This is a genomic window from Actinoallomurus vinaceus (genome assembly GCF_039542055.1).
GTDB classification, from domain to species: domain Bacteria; phylum Actinomycetota; class Actinomycetes; order Streptosporangiales; family Streptosporangiaceae; genus Actinoallomurus; species Actinoallomurus vinaceus.
Genome location: NZ_BAABHK010000001.1, coordinates 201,978 through 218,927 on the forward strand (window position 1 = coordinate 201,978; position 16,950 = coordinate 218,927).

Sequence of the window (16,950 nt, forward strand, 5' to 3'; positions counted from 1 at the left end):
TTCATGCACCCTCAGATCCATTAACGGTTAGCTAATAGATAGCGGTTAGCCATATGGGCGTCAAGCGGGGTCTTCGAACGGGCCGTCGTGCTCGCCCCGGTCTCAGGCCATGTCAGATGGCCTTGAGGGCCTCGATGACGCTGGCCAGGTGGCGGCGCGCGGCGCGCTCGGCGGCGTCCGGGGCGTGCGCGCAGATCTCGTCGATGATCGCCAGGTGCTCGGCCAGCGAGACGTTCGGCCGGCCGGGCACCAGGGCCAGCCGGAACTGGTGGCGGACGTTCTGCGCCCGCAGCCGCTCGACCACGCCCGCCGCCGTGGCCTGGCCGCTGATCTCGATGATTCGGCGGTGCAGCAGCTGGTTGAGCTCGGAGTACTTCAGCACGTGCCCGTCGGTGACGGCGTCGCGCATGGCGTCGCCGATCGACCGCAGCTCGGCGATCTCCTCGTCGGTGACGCGCTCGGCCGCCTTCGCCGCGCACAGGCCCTCGACGACCATGCGCACCTCGGAGATCTCGACGGCCTCATCGAGGGTGACCGCGCGGACCCGGGCGCCCCGGTTCTGCACCCGCTCGACGAGCCCCTCGTTGGCCAGCTCGAACAGCGCCGCGCGCACGCCGCTGCGGCTCGCCCCGAACTGCTGGGACAGGTCCGCCTCGACGAGACGCTGGTTGGGCGCGAAGTCGCCCCGGACGATCGCCTCGCGGATCGCGGCGGTGACGTCCTGCCGCTCGACGGCCTCCGGGGCGGTCACGATCTGTTCCTAATAATGTTGACAATCTAGTCCGTCGGGTCCGCCGATCGCAATGCCGTGCCGGGCGGCCGATCACTTGACGATCTCCAGGACGGCCATCATGCCCTTGTCCTCGTGGTTGAGGATGTGGCAGTGCAGGACCGTCCTTCCGGTGAAGTCGGTGAAGCGGATCCGGATGACGATCTGGCCCTTCGGCGCGATGCTGGCGGTGTCCTGGCGGCCGTGGCCGTGGTGCGGCCGGCCGTTGACGCTCATCAGCTGGAAGCGGTTGGTGTGGACGTGGAATGAGTGCTCTTCGTTGCTGTCGTTGCGGACGACCCACTCCTCGACCGTGTTCAGCTTCGACCGGATGTCGACCCGGTTCATGTCGAACTGCCGGCCGTTGATGTAGTACTCGGTGCCCGCGGCGTTCTCGGAGAAGACGATGGTGTGCCGTGCGGCGATCTTGGCGTGACTGAGGTCTTCGACCGGCGCGAATGCGGTCGCCAGCCGTACGGGCCGTACGGGCGTCCCGGCCGAGACCAGGGTGGCCAGGGTCGCCTGGGGGAAGGTGTTCCCGGCGGGCCCGGTGCTGTACCGGAGCGTCTCCAACCGGGTGGTGGTGCCCGGCGGGCCGCCCTGGACCAGCACGTCGAACCGGGTCCCCGCGGCGAGCAGGAGGGAGTCGGCGGTCCAGATCCGGTCGACGGGGTCGGCGTCGTGCGCGATCACGTGGAACCGCTGTCCGCGCAGGTGGACGTGGTAGTAGATGTTGGCGCTGACGTTGGCCAGCCGCCACAGCTGGTACTCCCCGGGACGAATCCTGATGGTCGGGTTCAGCTGACCGTTGACCGTGCGGGTGGTGGGCGCGCTGATCTTCAGGTTCTGGGTCTTGACCGAGTCGCCTTGGACCTGAAAGTCCTTGAGCGCGATGACGTGCTCGGTGATGCCCCGGAGCGACCGCGGCAGGTGGTCCGTCAGCCCGTCGACGACGATGACGCCCGACATCCCGCCGGCCACCTGGGGCGCGGAGCCGGGGTCCGCGTGCGAGTGGTACCAGTAGGTGCCGGGCTTGAGGTTGCGGGTGAACCGGTACGAGTAGTGGAACGTCTGGTGCGGATTGATGCGGACGAAGATGTTGTCCGCGTGCCCGCTGGGGGACACGTGCATCCCGTGGACGTGCAGGTTGGTCGGCGCGTTCAGCCGGTTCTCCATCGTCAGCTCCATCCGGTCTCCCGGCCTGAGCCGCAGGGTGGCCGGCATGTACCGGCCGTTGTAGGTCAGCGCCCACAGCCTGCGCCCGCCCACGTCCACCAGACGCCGATCGACCACGATCTTCGTGCGCAGCCGCCCGTCGTGGCTCACCACCTGCGGCGGGTCCTGCAGCACGGGTGACGGCGGTGCCGGCCCGCCGGCGGAGCCCCTCAGCGGCGCGACGGTGAGGGCGACGACCGTGGACAGGCAGAGCAGACCGCTGTTAAACCGCATCCCCACCCCCGACGTGGATGCGCGTTCGAACGCCGCCGGATCCGCCCAGGCGGCGCGTCCGGTTAAGTCTAATTTCGGCCGTAATAACCGAATTCAAACCCTGTCCGGCTCTACCGGGCGTTCGCCTCCCGGACGCACCGGCTACGACAGCGCATCGGCGAAGCGGTCGACCTGCCCGGTGTCCGTGGACCAGCAGTAGAAGATGATCTCGTCGGCTCCGATGTCGGTCACCCGGTCGACGGCGGCACGGATCTCGCCCGGGGTGGTGAGCATCCTCCGCACGACCAGGTCGGGGTAGTCCGCCGGGAGCTCCGTGTACTCCGCGCCGCTGTAGTAGCGGCGAATGCGGCCCCGTGCGTCGTCGACGGTGCGGTCCGGGCCCAGCGCGGCGTTGAGCTGGGCGACCAGTCGGGGACGGCCGGCCCGGTCGGCCGCTCGCCAGGCCTGCTCGGTCGCGCGGAAGAGACCGTCCATGTCGTCGATGGGCGACGCGCACAGCAGGCCGTCCCCGAAGCGGGCGATGCGCTGGATGGCCGGTGGCGTGAAACCGCCGAACAGGATCTCCGGGCCGCCGCGGCGTGCGGGCGCCGGTCCGATCGGCCCGATGTCCTCCCCGTACGGCTCGCCGGACCAGACGCGGCGCATGTGGGTCATGACCTCGTCGAGGCGTGCGCCACGGCGATGCGTATCGATCCCCGCGGCCCGGTAGTCGTCCCGGCGGGCGCCGAGCCCGATGCCGAGGGTCAGGCGATCGCCGGACAGGCGGTCGAGGGTGGCGACCTGCTTGGCCATCAGCGCGGGCTGGCGGAGCGGGGCGAGCAGCACCTCCGTCTGAACGCGGATCCGGCGGGTGGCGCCCGCGACCATGGCGAGCGTCACCAGGGGCTCCGGGTTGTCGTACACCAGGCGATCCAGCAGGGCGACGGTGCTGAACGGGCCGGCGTCCGCTTTCCGCGCCCAGCCGAGCAGGACCGACGGATCACCGATGGGCAGGCCAAGACCGACGTTCACCTGTGACACCCCCCGTATGTGCCTACCTCTCTCTCACTACCCAGGAGCCCGGGTACGCCATCGGAAGCGCGTCAGCCGGTGCGATCGAGGCGGGCGTCGTCGTCGTACGACTCGCGGGCGTCGAGGAGCTCGTCCCAGTGCTGCTCCGCCCAGGCGCAGGCGGCCGCGATCGGTTCGAGCATGCTGCGGCCCAGCGGAGTCAGCTCGTACTCCACGTGCGGGGTGGCCTCGGCGTAGACGGTGCGGTTGACCAGACCGGCGCGTTCGAGGGATCGCAGCGACTGGGTGAGGACCTTGGGAGTGACGCGGCTCAGCGGCACGCGCAGCTCGGAGAACCGGCGCGGCCCCTGCTCGAGGCAGCGGATGATGAGCGCCGCCCACTTGTCGCCGAAGCGGATCGGGTTGAGCGACGACGGGCACAGCTCGTCGAACATGTCGGCGGGCAGAGGTTCCCTCATGACACGTCACGATAACCGGTATCCCGGCGGTAACCGCGGCTCTCGATAGCTTCCGTGAACCGGCCGGCGTACAGGATCGGCCCTGGTGAGAGGCGGTTCGTCATGAACATCGTGATCTTCGGCGCGGGCGGTCGGGCCGGGCGGCAGGCCGTCGCCGAGGCGCGGCGGCGCGGCCACCAGGTCACCGCCGTGGTGCGCGACCCCGCGCGCCACCGCGACCTGACCGACGCGCGGATCGTGGCGGGCGACGTCCTGGACGCGGCGAGCGTCGAGGAGGCGGCCGGCGGGCAGGACGCCGCCATCAGCGCCGCCGCGGACCTGGCCGTACCGCCCCACGACTTCTTCACCGCGTCGTCCCGCGCCCTGACCACCGGCCTGGCGAAGGCGGGCGTGCGCCGTCTGGTGGTGGTCGGCCTGGCATCGATCCTGCCCGGGGCGTCCGGCGCTCCGCTGATGGACGAGCCCGGCTATCCGAACGAGTACCGCTCCTTCTTCCTCGGCCACGCGGCGGGCCTGGAGGAGCTCCGGGCCGGTGACCTCGACTGGGCGTACGTGGCGCCGGCGGGCGACTTCGACCACGACGGCGGGCGCACCGGCCGCTACCGGGTCGCCGACCACGGCGACCCGGCGAGCCGGATCACGTACGCGGACTTCGCGATCGCGCTGCTCGACGAGGTCGAGGCACCCCGCCACCACCAGGCCGCCGTCAGCATCCGGGAGGCGTGACGCTTCGGGACCCACGACGGTCCGAAGGCCCGAGCCGCGCGGCCGTCGCCGAGGTCGACGGCCTCCTCGACGCACTGCCGACCGGCCCCGCGACTCGGGGCGGTCAGCGGGCGGGGAGCCGCCCGACGCCTCCGAACAGCGAGGTCGTCCGCGGTGCGCCGTCGTCGTCCGGGTGCCAGGTGTGCGGGCGTACGAGGCCGGGTTCGACCATCTCGTAGCCGTCGAACAGCGCCTGGATCTCCTTCTCGGTGCGGAAGACGATCGGGGAGGTGGCGCCGGCGAACCCGGCCTCCCACCCGGCGATGTCCTCCGGCGGGACGCCGTCGCTGGTCAGATGGGAGATCGTCACGTACGAGCCGGGGGCCTGGCGGCCGCGGAAGGCGGCCACGATCCGCGCCGGGTCCTCGGCCGGGGTGACGAAGTGGAACACCGCCACGAACAGCACCGCCACGGGCCGGCTGAAGTCGATCAGCTCCCGCACCTGGGGGTCGTCGAGGATCGTCTCCGGCTCGCGCATGTCCGCGGTGACGATCCGGGTGCCGTCCCTGGAGAGCAGCGCCTTGCCGTGCGCGGCGACGATGGGGTCGATGTCGACGTAGACCACCTTCGCCGCCGGATCGACCTCCTGGGCGATCTGGTGGGTGTTGCGCGCGGAGGGCAGGCCCGAGCCGACGTCGAGGAACTGGCGGATCCCGCACTCATGAGCCAGGTGGCGCACCGCCCGGCCCAGGAACCGGCGGTTCTCCAGCGCCGTGGACCGCACCCGGTCCTCGCCGATGATCTTGTAGAGCCTGGCGTTGGCGTCGCGGTCCACCTGGAAGTGGTCCTTCCCGCCGAGCGCCTCGTCGTACATGCGTGCGGCGGTCGGCACTCCCAACGGGATGTCGGGGAGGGACGTGTCGTCGGCGCGGGGCGGCTCCTCAGCGGGCACACGGCCTCCTCGGGCGATGTCTTGACCAAGTCCGCAACAAAGATCAACGCTAGCAGGAGGCATGTTCGCCCGACGGCCGGGTCGTGGTGAGAGGTCCCGTTCTGGGGTGCTGGTCCGGGTAGTTCCGGGATGCCGACCCGAATGGTTTACTGGCGCGATCATCCCGCTTCGGCGTGTGGAGAGTCGATGGTCCGGTTCGCGCCCCTCGCCCGGCTGCCGCGCCCGATCCGCTGGGCCGCCCGCGTCCTGATCACCCTCCTTGCGCTCGCGCTGGTGCTCACGCTGGTGCTCACGCTGTACGTGACGTGGACGGTCCGGCGGTCCTACCCGCAGGTCGGCGGGCGCGTCTCGGTCCCCGGGCTGGGCGCGGACGTCACCGTCCTCCGGGACCGGTGGGGCGTCCCGCAGATCTACGCCGACAGCGCCGAGGACCTGATGCGGGCGCAGGGCTACGTGCACGCGCAGGACCGGTTCTGGGAGATGGACTTCCGGCGGCACATCACGGCCGGGCGGCTGTCCGAGCTGTTCGGCCGGACCACCCTCGACACCGACAAGGTCGTCCGTACGCTCGGCTGGCGGCGGGTCGCCGAGCGGGAACTGCCGCTGCTGCGCCCCGACACCCGGCGCTACCTCGACGCGTACGCCCAAGGCGTGAACGCCTGGCTGAGCCGGCACCGCGACACCGCGACGCAGAGCCTGGAGTACTCCGTGCTCGGCCTGCAACGGACCGGCTACCACCCCGAGCCGTGGACCGCCGTCGACTCCCTGTCCTGGCTCAAGGCGATGGCGTGGGACCTGCGCAGCAACATGGACGAGGAGCTGGGCCGCGCGATCGCCGCCACGAAGGTCTCCCCGGCCCGCGCCGACCAGCTCTACCCCGGCTACCCGTACGACCGGAACCCGGTCATCGTCTCCGGTGGCTCCGGCGGCCGTACGGGCCCGGCCCCGCGCGCCCGCGCGCTGTCCCCGGCGCTGACCCGCGTCGCCGCCGCGATCCACGCCATGCCGACGATGCTCGGCAACGGCGCCCCCGGCCTGGGCTCGAACTCCTGGGTCGTCTCGGGCAAGCGCACGAACACCGGGAAGCCGCTCCTGGCGAACGACCCGCACCTCGCGCCGCAGATGCCGTCGATCTGGTACCAGGCCGGGCTGCACTGCCGCCGGCCGTCCGCCGCCTGCCCGTTCGACGTCACCGGGTTCACGTTCTCCGGCGTCCCCGGCGTGATCATCGGGCACAACGCCCGGATCGCCTGGGGCTTCACGAACCTCGGCCCGGACGTCACCGACCTGTACCTGGAGCGGGTCACCGGTGCGACGTACGAGTACCAGGGCCGCCAGGAGCCCCTCGCGCTCCGGACCGAACAGATCAAGGTGGCCGGCGCCGACCCGGTGACCATCACCGTACGGGCGACGCGGCACGGGCCGCTGCTGTCCGACGTCATGACCTCGGCCCGTACGGCGGGGAACGGCGCGGCGGTCGCGCTGCGGTGGACCGCGCTCGACCCGGGCCGGACCGCCGACGCCATCGTCTCGCTCGACACCGCCGGGAACTGGGAGCAGTTCCGCGCCGCGGCCCGGTCCTTCGAGGTCCCCGCGCAGAACCTCGTGTACGCCGACGTCGACGGGCACATCGGGTACCAGGCGCCCGGCCGCATCCCGATCCGCACGAGCGGCGACGGGCGCTGGCCGGCGCAGGGCTGGACCGGCGCGCAGGAGTGGAAGGGGTACATCCCGTTCGACGAGCTGCCCAGCGCGTACGACCCGCCGCAGGGCTACATCGTCACCGCGAACAACGCCGCCACCGGACCGGGCTACCCGCGGATGCTGACCCGCGACTGGGCGTACGGCTACCGCGCCGCGCGCATCACCGAACTGGTCCAGCGGACGCCGGTGATGGACGCGGCGACGATGGGACGGATCCAGCTCGACGACCGCAACGGCTTCGCGCCGACCCTGGTGCCGCACCTGCTGCGCGTCGGCTCCGGTCCCGCGGTGGCGCTGCTGCGCGGCTGGGACTTCACCCAGCCCGCCCGCTCCGCCCCGGCCGCCTTCTACAACGCCGTCTACCGCCACCTGCTGCTGCGGACGTTCGACGACGAACTGCCCGAGGACGCCCGCCCCGACGGCGGCGACCGCTGGTTCGAGGTGCTGCGGAACCTCCTGAACCGGCCGGACGACCCCTGGTGGGACGACGTACGCACGCCGGCGAGGGAGACCCGCGACGCCATGCTTGCCTTGGCCCTCAAGGACGCCGAGCGGGAGCTGCGCGGGCGGCTCGGCGGCGACCCGGCGAAGTGGCGCTGGGGCGACCTGCACACGCTGACGCTGACCAACCAGACCTTCGGCACCTCCGGGATCGGGCCGATCGAGTGGCTGTTCAACCGCGGTCCGCTGAAGCTCGCGGGCGGCGACTCACTCGTCGACGCGACCGGCTGGAACCCTCAGGAGGGCTACCAGGTCGACTGGGTGCCGTCCATGCGCATGGTCGTCGACTTGGCCGACCCGAACCGCTCCCGCTGGATCAACCTCACCGGCGCGTCCGGCCACGCCTTCGCGGACCACTACTGGGACCAGGCGCCGCTGTGGGCGCGCGGCGACACGATCCCGATGCGGTCCGACCCCGCGACGATCCGCCGCGAGGCCGCCCACACCCTGACGCTCGTGCCCTAGAAGTCGCCGTCGCCCAGGCTCGGTGTCAGCCTCGGCGGGCGATGAGCGGGCGCATGGTCTCGTTGTCACCGACGGCGCCGGTGACCCATGTTCCGCCGCCTGGGATGGCGGCCGCCCCGAAGAGGGATGCGGTGCCCGTGGTCGGTACCGCGTCGGCCGTCCAGCGCTCGCCGGTCCACCGCAGCACGGACATCCCGTACTCCGAGACGCCGGGGGAGAAGGTGTCGCCGACGGCTGTCAACCGGCCGCGGTCATCCGCGAGGTCGGTCACCTCGAGGGGGCCGTCCGGGGCCGGCGACGTGGCCCATGCGCGGCCGTTCCAGTGCATGAGGAGCGGGTTGCGGATCGCGTCTCCGCTGAACGTGGACTTGCTCCAGCCGCCCACCCATACGTCGCCGGTGCCCAGGACCCGAACGGTATCGACGCGCTTGGTCCACTGGTCGGTGGCGGGTTCGGGCAGCCGTTTCCACGAGCTTCCGTCCCAGTGAAGGGGTACGAGCCGCTCGGGGCGCTGGTCGTTGTCGGTGAAGTCGGTGCCCACGACCCACACGTCGTTCGATCCCCGTGCGTCCACGTCATTGAACCCGAAGTTATCGCCGAGGTCGGGCAGTTGAACGTTGTGCCACTGGCGGCCGTCCCATCGCTGGACGATGCCGTGCTCGACACCCGTCTGGTTGTCGTACGTCCCGCCGACCATCCATGCATCGTCGGGCCCGACCGCATCGACGGCTCCGGTGCTGGTCTGCTGGGCGCCTGTCGGGGCGACCTGGACAGTGGTCCAGCTACGGCCGTCCCAGTGGAGAAGGCCGCAGTCCGCGCCGGCCCACGCGTCGTCAGGGCCCGAGGCGCTGATGTGTCCGATCCGGCCGATGCGGGGCACCGGTACCTGCCGCCACTCGCGTCCGTCCCAGCGCAGCATCAGCGAGGGGAAGTCCGTCGCCTCGACGCACTCATCCGCCGCCGACCGAGCGTGTGTGACACCCCCGGGATCCGCCGGACCGAGGTGGTCGCGGCGCGCGAGGCCGACCTCATCGCTGACCTGGAAGCCCACGGCCCACGCGTTGTCCCGGCTGGTCGCCGCGACGCCCACGATGTTCGCTCGTCCCTGCACCGGCACGTCGTACCGCTGCCAGGCAGAAGCAGTCTTCGCCGTGGCAGGAGGCGAGGCCGCCGATGCGGCGGGTGCCGTACCGACGAGTGCCGCCGACGCGCCGGCGGCGATGGCCAGCCGCTTCACATGTGCCTTCATCCGGTAGGTGTCCTCTCAGCTGAGTCGTCTTTCAAGGTCGCCGCGGACGGGGAGTCCGCGGCGACCGGGGAACTCACTCGATCGACGCCGTCACCGCTGGCCGGCGCGGTCGACGATCTTCGCGGTGAGGCGGGTGAGGGAGTATGTGACGGCACCCACGGGGAGCTTCTTCCACCTGGGGTCCACGCCGTCGGTCTTCGAGATCGGCGCGTTGTGGCCGTTGTTGACGGTTCGCTGCCCCACCATCTGGTAGGTGGTCGGGTCGAGGAGGAACTGTTCGCCGTAGCCGTGTGTCACCGCGATGGCGGGGCGGCCGGCACCGTCCTTGACCTTTTCGACCTTGACGCCGGGGATCGTGGCGATGACGCGATAGAGGGCGGCCTGGGCCTTGGGCGGAATGCCGACCGGGGTGCTCCAGAGCCACTGCGCGGCATTCCCGAAGGCTGCCCCATCGCGCGTCGGGTATTGCCAGTCGCTGCGCTGCTCAGCGTCGACATCCTTGTAGATCTTCGCGCGGAGCGCCTTGGGATCCGTCGACAGTGATGCCGCCGAGTCGATCCGTTTCCGCATCTCCCGAGCGGAGGGGCCTCTCGTGTGAGAGAGCACCAGCTTTCCGTTCTGGAACGAGGCATCTCCGCTGCCGTCGAACCTCGTCCACGTCTCGCTGGTCACCGGGCGCGTGCCGTGCTCGGCGCCGACTCCGGATTCGAGCGTCTTCTGGTACAGCCACTGGTTCAGGCGCGGCTTGGCCTGCGGGCGCGTCTCGGCCGCCTCGGCGGCCTTGCCGAGTACCTCCGTCGCGCTCACCAGCCGTACGGACGGCGACTGCGATGGGGTGGCCCCGCCGCCCGCTCCGACGGTCAGGACACCGGCGGTCACGGCGGCCGCGGTCACCGCGGCGACCGCCGACGCGGTGCGCACGCGGTGCCGCAACCGCATCCGGCGGCCACGCCGTACGCCCCCATCGATCAGCGCGCTCACCTCGGGCTCGATGCCTCCCGCTGCTCGGTGCATGGCCTGGGTCAGCCGCTGCTCCTCGACATCCATCACTTGTTCTCCCCTTGGTCCTTCGGGTGGGCCATTCCTGCGGTGCGTCGGTGCCATCTCCTCGTCACCGGATCAGCACGTCGAGTTCGTCGCCGAGCGCTTCACGGAGCCTGCCGAGGGCACGCATGCTTCGGTTCCGTACGGCACCGGAACTCAGCCGGAGAAGGGCCGCGACCTCCTCGACGCTCTGGTCCTCCCAGTAGCGGAGCACCAGCACGGCACGGTCCTGCGCGGAGAGTTGCGCGAGCCCGTTCAGCAGCGTCAGGCGAAGCGCCTGATCGGAGTCGGCGGCCGCGGTATCCGGTAGCCGTTCTCTCGGTGTCTCTCCGCTGCTGCGTTTCCGGGCGTGAGAAAGGTAGGTCCGCAGCAGTACCTTGCGGGCGTAGGCCGCCGGGTTCTCGGCCCGTTGCACGCGCCGCCATGACGCGTAGAGCTTGCCGAGCGTCGTCTGCACCAGGTCCTCGGCCAGATGCCAGTCGTCGCACAGCAGGCAGGCGGTGCGAAAGAGCGAGGCGCTGCGGGCGGCGGCGAACTCATGGAAACCATTCGGTTCTTTGGCCATCGGACCTTCCTCGGCGTCGTCCGTTCGTCTTCTACTCCCCAGACGCCGCGATCCCCCAGGCACGTCACAAGGCGCGAGCGGCCGCGAATCGTCGGACCGCGGCCGTCGGGTGCGGACGGCCGCAGCATGGTGCCGTGATCAGGCGAGGGTCCGGCAGAGGTTCTCGACGTCGGCGTGGAGGTGGGGGAAGTCGCGCGTGTTGTCGGGTGTGATCGTGAGCCGGAACCTGCCGTGCACGATGTACCAGCCGGCGGGGTAGGCCTTGTTGCCGGCGTACACGCGGACGCTGGCTCCGCCGTTGAAGAACCACGCGGATCCGCCGTCCGCGAACTTGTGGAGGCGGCCGTAGCCGGACACGTCGCGTACGGCCGACCGGCCGTTCGCGGTGTTGGTGAAGCGGATCACGAGTGGCCCGCGGAACTCCTGGATTCGCGGCGTGCCGTCCGGGAAGGTCGTAAACGTCGGTGTGCCCGACCGCCCGGCGGGCAGAGCGTCGTCTCACGCCTACTCGGCGTAAAAGTTCGGCGGGCCGCCAGGCGACCTCACCCGGGGCCGGGCGGCTCAGGAGGAGGGCTCGTCCTGTTCGTTGATGTTCAGGGGTCGGTACGGGCGGTAGGGGCTGTTCGCGGACAGGGCGTAGCGGAGCACCAGGTGATCCGTGCCGTATTCGCGGCGTTGCTGGTAGACCCAGTACGCCGTGTGCGAGGTGTTCGCCCACTTCTCGAAGATCGCGACCTGCCGGATGGTCGCCTGACCGGTGGCATTGATGATCAGGTCGCCGGGGAGCAGCTTGGACGGGGGGATCTGCCGGGTGTAGCCGCCCCAGGCGAGGTCGGTGGAGTTGGGCCCCGGCGCCGGAAGTCCGAGGGCCATGGAGGCGTACCCGGAGCCGTCCGTGCGGTAGCCGCCGCGCTTCTTCGAGATGTCGTACGGGATGCGCCGGCCGCTGTGCGGGCGCCAGGTCCGGGCGCGTGCGAGGATCTGCGGCCGGGTGCTCCACTGCGCGTAGGTGGGGGCCGGGTGCGGTCGCCGAGCCGGTTCCGGCCGGAGTGACAGCCCGGCGGCGAGGCCGGTGGCGGCGGCGGCGAGAGAGCAGCCGAGCGTGATGCCGACGTGGAGCATCCGTCTTCGCCTCGGAGTGCCGGGCCGCCGGAACGCCGCCGCGTCGGAGCGTTCCGCGGCGATGTCCTCGCGCGCCACCCCCTCCGGCGACGTGTCGTTCCGGGCCGCCCCCGCCGCCGGGACGTCCTCGCGTGCAGCACCCTCCGGCGAGGAGCCATCGGGCACCGCGTCCTCCGGTGAGGCGATATGAGGCGTCGCTCCCTGCGGCGGGGCGAGATCAGGGGCTGAGCCCTCCGGCGAAACGACATCGGGCGCCGCTCCCTGCGACGAGGTGGCATCGGGCGCCGCGCCCTTCGGATCCTCGGCGGCGGGCGGCCGGGTGTCGCCGGCGTGCTCCGGGACGGAAGGGATTCGCCGGTCGTCGTCCGCGAAGTACCACAGCGCCCGGAGGCGCTGCTTGTCACCGCCGCACAGCTCGGCCATGGTCTCGACGGCCGCACAGGGGATCCACGTCTCTCCGCTGAGCCAGCGCCCCCAGGACGAGCGGCTCGCGTAGGTCTTCCCCTCCAGCGCGCGGAGGTCGTACCCGGAACGGTCCTTCAGGGCGCGCAACTCCTCCAGCAGGTTCCGGGCAGTTTGAGGGAGATTCGCCGGCAATGGGCGCCGTTGTCGGGTACGGCTTACGCGGGCACGCGTCATCTGTCGGCGATCCAATGCTCCCCCTCGACTTGGGCCGAAAGCCGATTGTGCCTATGACGCGTGACCAGTCGCTCCGCTGGCTGGTTCGATCGGTGGCGCGCCGGCATCCGCGCGGGACTCGGTCCCTGCTGCGGCAACAGCCGGACCGACCGGACTCGCCTCCCCTGAGGCGGTCGGTGCGGTCAGTATTCGGCACCTGCAATTTCAAATCGATTACAGATGCTTTACCGGCCCAGCCGTCGACACGAGGCACGGATGGCGACCGTCCCGGGATGGCCGGAGCAAGCGGCATGTAGTCGATATGTAATCGGGCCCGCATACGTTCCGAACATGGACTCGATCCGCGTTCCGCCGGCCGAAGCGAGGCGCCGCGTGCCGGTGGCGCGACGTCCGCGAAGCCCCCGCCGTCGGCTGGTGCCGTACGGGCGCCGTCGGTCCCCGGGACCATGCAGCCGCCGGGCGCTACTCCGCATGACCTGCGTTCTCGCGCTGGACGGTCTCCTGCGGCAGGGGAACACCGAGCTCGGTAAAGATCGACAGGCCTTCGCGGTGGAACGCTCGCGCGGCGTCCTCCTCCACGCCGGTCGCGTCGATGATGTCGCCGAGCAGCAGGAGACACCTGGCCTTCCACAGCGGGACGGAGACCGCGTCGGCGAGTTCGAGGGCCTTCTCGAGCAGACCGCGGGCGTGCCGGTGCTCCCCGCGGCGATGCCGCAGGTCGCCGAGAAGGTAGAGGATCCGGGCGCGCATCAGCCGGTCGTCTCGCTCCTCGGCGCGGCGCAGCGCCGTCCTGAGGGATCGTTCGGCGTCGTCGGGTCGGCCGAGGGCCGCGTAGGCACAGCCGAGGCCGTGGTTCGCGTACATGTCACCGAGCCGGCTGCCCGCCGCGGCCGACGCGTCGTTGACGTACTCGAACAGCGACCTGGCGTCGTGGTGGCGGCCGAGGGCGAGCAGCGCCTGGCCGATCCAGTAGGCGGACTGGACCTCGATGTTGGTGTACCGGGCGTCACGGGCTACGGCGCGGGCTGTGGTGAGCACGGACAGGGCGGTCTCCGCGTTGCCGCGTTCGTGGTGGACGCAGCCGATGACCATCAGGGCGTGCGCCCGGCCGGCGGCGTCGCCGACCTTCTGGAGCAACGCGCAGGCGCGTTCACCGTCGCGCAGTGCCTCGGAGAACCGGCCGGTCATCCGGTGGACCACGGCGAGTTGCCGCAGCACTCGTCCGGTCCCGTGAGCGTCTTCGGTCGCCTCGAAGATCCGCAGCGCTTGGCGGAGGCCGTCGAGTGCGCGGTCGTAATCGCGGCGCGCGGAGCAGAGTTCGGCGAGCCGCTCGAGCACGGCCGCCTCTCCGCGCCGGTTCCCCGACGTCCGCGTGGCCGGCAGGGCGACGTCGACGACTTGTTGCCAGGCGTCCACATAGTGTGCGGGCTGGAACAGGATGGAGGAACGGACGGCGAGTTCCCAGCACAGCTCGCCCTCACCGAGGCGTGCGGCATGGCCGACTGCGGCGGTCAGCCCGATCCGCTCGCGTTCCAGCCACTCTGCGGGCCGCTCGACGACCCGGTCGGCGATCTCATCGACGGGGAATCGCGTCGCGTCGCCGACCGTGGTCGTGTTGCCACCGCCGTTCACGGTGTGCACGCCACGGTCGGTCAGCGCGAGCCAGCCGCCCAGGGCCCTGAGCACGGCCGCCTCCCCCTCGGAGACGAGGTCCTCGGCGAGGCAGCGCTCGCGTGCGTGGTCGCGGACGAGATCGTGGAAGTGGTACCGGACATCGTCCCCAGGGTTGTGGACGGTCACGTCGAGAAGTCGCGCGTCGATCAGCTGCTCGAGGATCTCGGTGCCCTCGGAGAAGGAGGCGTCCAGGACGGCGGCCGCCACCCAGCCGGCGAAGTCGGGCGCCTCGAGCAGGCCGAGCAGCCGGTACAGCCGCCTGCCGGCGGGATCGAGGCCGTCGTAACTGAGGTCGAGGGCGGCCCGCACGCTCAGCCCACGATGGGTCAGTTCGTCCAACCGCCGACGATCCGCCAGCCGGGCGACGAAGTCGGCGATCCGCCAGTGCGGCTTGGCGGCCAACCGGGCGCCCGCCACCCGCAGTGCCAGCGGGAGCCCCCCACATATCGAGGCGAGGCGTTCGACCGCATCGGGCTCGGTGGCGACGCGAGGTGCGCCGATGATCCGGCTGAGCAGGTCGACGGCCTGCCCGTGGTCAAGGACGTCGAGCTCGATGAGCCGCACGCCCGGCAGCGCGGTCAGTCGCGACCGGCTCGTCACGATCACCCGGCACCCCTCGCCGCCTGGCAGCAACGGAGCCACCTGCTGCTCTTCGGAGGCGTTGTCCAGCACGATCAGCATGCGCCGGTCCGCCACCATGCTGCGGTACAAGGCGGCACGCTCGCCGAGCCCCTCGGGAATCGCCGCCGGGCCGACGCCGAGCGCACGCAGGAAGCGGCCCAGCACCTCACCGGGATCGGCCGGCTCCTGCTCCGCACCACGCAGATCGACGTACAGCCGCCCGTCGGGGAACTCCTCCCGCAGGTGATGCGCGACGTAGGTGGCGAGCGTCGTCTTGCCGACCCCACCCATTCCGGCGACCGCCGACACAACGACGGCGCGGTGATCCGCCGACAGCAGGTCGAGCATCCGATTCACCTGGTCGGCGCGGCCGGTGAAATCTCCGATCGCGGCCGGGACCTGGTCGGGGCGTACGGCCTCCGGGGCAGGCGCCGACGGCATCTCCTGACGCAGCACCCGGACGTGGGCGTCTCGCAGCTCGGGTCCGGGATCGACACCGAGTTGGTCCCGCAGACGGCCACGCGCCTCCTCATACGCCTCCAGGGCCTCGGCCTGCCGTCCACAGCAGGCCAGTGCCTCGATCCAGACGGCGAGAAGACGCTCGTCCAGCCGATGTCGCTCGATCAGCGGGCCGATCCGGTCGAGGGCCCGGCGCGGCGCTCCGGCCTCGAGCGCCACCCGCGCGTACTCCACCGTCGCGGCGGCCCGCTCCCTCAGCAGCCGGGCCATGGCGGCGTGGTCGATGCTGTCCGGTGAGACGTCCTCCAGCGCGTCGCCGCGCCACAGGTCGAGGCCCCGCTCCAGCGCGTCGAGTCGGCCCGCCGCGTCCACGGTCGCGGCCTCGGCCGTCAGCCTGCGGAACACCGCCACGTCCACGTCCCCGCGCACGACCTCCAGCGCGTACCCCATGGTCGTCCGCCGTACCGTTACGGCCGTTCCGGCCACGTCGGCGAGCCATCGGCGCAACCGGTACACCGCGACTCCCAGCAGCGATCCGGAGGTCCCACGCTCACCCCAGACCGTCTCGGACAGCGCCGAGGCCGACAGGCCCGACGGCCCGCTGAGCGCGAGCGCTCCGAGCAGTGCCCGCGATACTCCCGACGACGGCCGTACCAGTGTTCCGGCACGCTCGACGCCCACCGGGCCGAGCACCACGACATCGGCCGGCTCCTCGTCCCCGCCCCCGAACTCCCCGCGCACGTTCGTCACTCCCATCGTGATCGACACGTACGACATGACCGCCGATCCCTCCACCCTATTCAGAGTTCTGGAATCCGCGACCGATTCCCGCACGATGTCAAATGCGATCCCGATCGTGACGAAGACGGAAGTCGTCAGCGAAGCCCTTCGTGCCGGATGACGCCACGATGGGCTCGCGTGGCGATTCGACTCTGTGAGCGTCCCGCCGTACCCCGCGATGTGCCGGAAGCCGGAAACCCGCGGCTTGGAACCGCGGCCGTCGGGTGCGGACGGCCGCGGCATGGTGCCGTGATCAGGCGAGGGTCCGGCAGAGGTTCTCGACGTCGGCGTGGAGGTGGGGGAAGTCGCGCGTGTTGTCGGGTGTGATCGTGAGCCGGAACCTGCCGTGCACGATGTACCAGCCGGCGGGGTAGGCCTTGTTGCCGATGTAAACGCGGACGCTTGCTCCGCCATCGAAGAACCACGCGGACCCACCGTCCGCGAACTTGTGGAGGCGGCCGTAGCCGGACACGTCGCGTACGGCCGAGCGGCCGTTCGCGGTGTTGGTGAAGCGGATCACGAGCGGTCCGCGGAACTCCTGGATGCGCGGCGTGCCGTCCGGGAAGGTCGCGTCGGTACGGACCTCCTCCTCGTCCTGGACGATGTCGCCGTGGACGGTGAACGGGCAGACTCCGGAAGTGGTGAACGGCTGGGCCCGGTACGGCTGCCAGTCGCTCGCCCGGGCGGCCGGGGCGCCCAGGACGACGGTCGTACCCGCGATCGCGGCGATGATGGATACCTTCTGCATGACCGGCCTTTCGGTAGGGGTTTCGCGCATCGTCC

14 protein-coding genes are annotated in these 16,950 nt (G+C 71.1%); 2 read left to right on the forward strand and 12 right to left on the reverse strand.

What is annotated here, in order from left to right; all coding sequences use genetic code 11:
• Window positions 1–112 precede the first annotated feature (112 nt).
• From ABEA24_RS00965 to ABEA24_RS00980, 4 genes are all read right to left on the reverse strand, one after another.
• On the reverse strand, window positions 113–751 hold the full coding sequence (locus tag ABEA24_RS00965) for a GntR family transcriptional regulator (RefSeq protein ID WP_345428334.1): 639 nt from the start codon (window positions 749–751) through the stop codon (window positions 113–115).
• A 72-nt stretch (window positions 752–823) separates the two neighbouring features.
• Window positions 824–2,218 (reverse strand): multicopper oxidase family protein, encoded by a 1,395-nt coding sequence (locus ABEA24_RS00970; protein WP_345428336.1) that lies wholly within the window; start codon window positions 2,216–2,218, stop codon window positions 824–826.
• Window positions 2,219–2,359: 141 nt separating this feature from the next.
• Window positions 2,360–3,229, reverse strand: a complete 870-nt coding sequence (locus ABEA24_RS00975) for an LLM class flavin-dependent oxidoreductase (RefSeq protein WP_345428339.1) — start codon at window positions 3,227–3,229, stop codon at window positions 2,360–2,362.
• Window positions 3,230–3,300: 71 nt separating this feature from the next.
• A complete protein-coding gene (locus tag ABEA24_RS00980; protein ID WP_345428341.1) occupies window positions 3,301–3,687 on the reverse strand; it encodes a winged helix-turn-helix transcriptional regulator in 387 nt (128 codons plus the stop codon).
• Window positions 3,688–3,789: 102 nt separating this feature from the next.
• On the opposite strand from ABEA24_RS00980, the gene ABEA24_RS00985 reads away from it, so the two are divergent.
• Complete coding sequence (locus tag ABEA24_RS00985; RefSeq protein WP_345428343.1) at window positions 3,790–4,413, forward strand: NAD(P)-dependent oxidoreductase; 624 nt, start codon at window positions 3,790–3,792, stop codon at window positions 4,411–4,413.
• A 103-nt stretch (window positions 4,414–4,516) separates the two neighbouring features.
• Here ABEA24_RS00985 and ABEA24_RS00990 read toward each other — a convergent pair whose 3' ends face one another.
• Entirely contained in the window at window positions 4,517–5,344 is an 828-nt protein-coding gene (locus ABEA24_RS00990; protein ID WP_345428345.1) for an SAM-dependent methyltransferase, read from the reverse strand.
• Window positions 5,345–5,530: 186 nt separating this feature from the next.
• Here ABEA24_RS00990 and ABEA24_RS00995 point away from each other — a divergent pair, with 186 nt between their 5' ends.
• On the forward strand, window positions 5,531–8,014 hold the full coding sequence (locus ABEA24_RS00995) for a penicillin acylase family protein (protein ID WP_345428348.1): 2,484 nt from the start codon (window positions 5,531–5,533) through the stop codon (window positions 8,012–8,014).
• Window positions 8,015–8,039: 25 nt separating this feature from the next.
• Here the strand turns inward: ABEA24_RS00995 and ABEA24_RS01000 are convergent, their stop codons facing one another.
• The 7 genes from ABEA24_RS01000 to ABEA24_RS01030 all read right to left on the reverse strand — a co-directional run bounded on the left by ABEA24_RS01000 (window position 8,040) and on the right by ABEA24_RS01030 (window position 16,915).
• Window positions 8,040–9,263 (reverse strand): beta propeller repeat protein, encoded by a 1,224-nt coding sequence (locus ABEA24_RS01000; protein ID WP_345428350.1) that lies wholly within the window; start codon window positions 9,261–9,263, stop codon window positions 8,040–8,042.
• Between the two features lie 90 nt (window positions 9,264–9,353).
• Window positions 9,354–10,310 carry a CU044_5270 family protein gene (locus ABEA24_RS01005; protein WP_345429597.1) on the reverse strand — a complete coding sequence of 319 codons (957 nt, stop codon included), beginning with the start codon at window positions 10,308–10,310 and terminating at the stop codon, window positions 9,354–9,356.
• 64 nt (window positions 10,311–10,374) lie between these two features.
• A complete protein-coding gene (locus ABEA24_RS01010) occupies window positions 10,375–10,872 on the reverse strand; it encodes a SigE family RNA polymerase sigma factor (RefSeq protein ID WP_345428352.1) in 498 nt (165 codons plus the stop codon).
• A gap of 138 nt (window positions 10,873–11,010) precedes the next feature.
• On the reverse strand, window positions 11,011–11,277 hold the full coding sequence (locus ABEA24_RS01015) for a hypothetical protein (RefSeq protein WP_345428355.1): 267 nt from the start codon (window positions 11,275–11,277) through the stop codon (window positions 11,011–11,013).
• A 156-nt stretch (window positions 11,278–11,433) separates the two neighbouring features.
• Window positions 11,434–12,546: a hypothetical protein gene (locus ABEA24_RS01020; protein ID WP_345428357.1), complete on the reverse strand. Its 1,113-nt coding sequence runs from the start codon at window positions 12,544–12,546 to the stop codon at window positions 11,434–11,436.
• A gap of 549 nt (window positions 12,547–13,095) precedes the next feature.
• Window positions 13,096–16,164, reverse strand: a complete 3,069-nt coding sequence (locus ABEA24_RS01025) for an AfsR/SARP family transcriptional regulator (protein ID WP_345428359.1) — start codon at window positions 16,162–16,164, stop codon at window positions 13,096–13,098.
• Window positions 16,165–16,420: 256 nt separating this feature from the next.
• The gene (locus ABEA24_RS01030; RefSeq protein WP_345428361.1) at window positions 16,421–16,915 is read right to left on the reverse strand and encodes a hypothetical protein; all 495 of its coding nucleotides are present in this window, start codon (window positions 16,913–16,915) and stop codon (window positions 16,421–16,423) included.
• Window positions 16,916–16,950 lie beyond the last annotated feature (35 nt).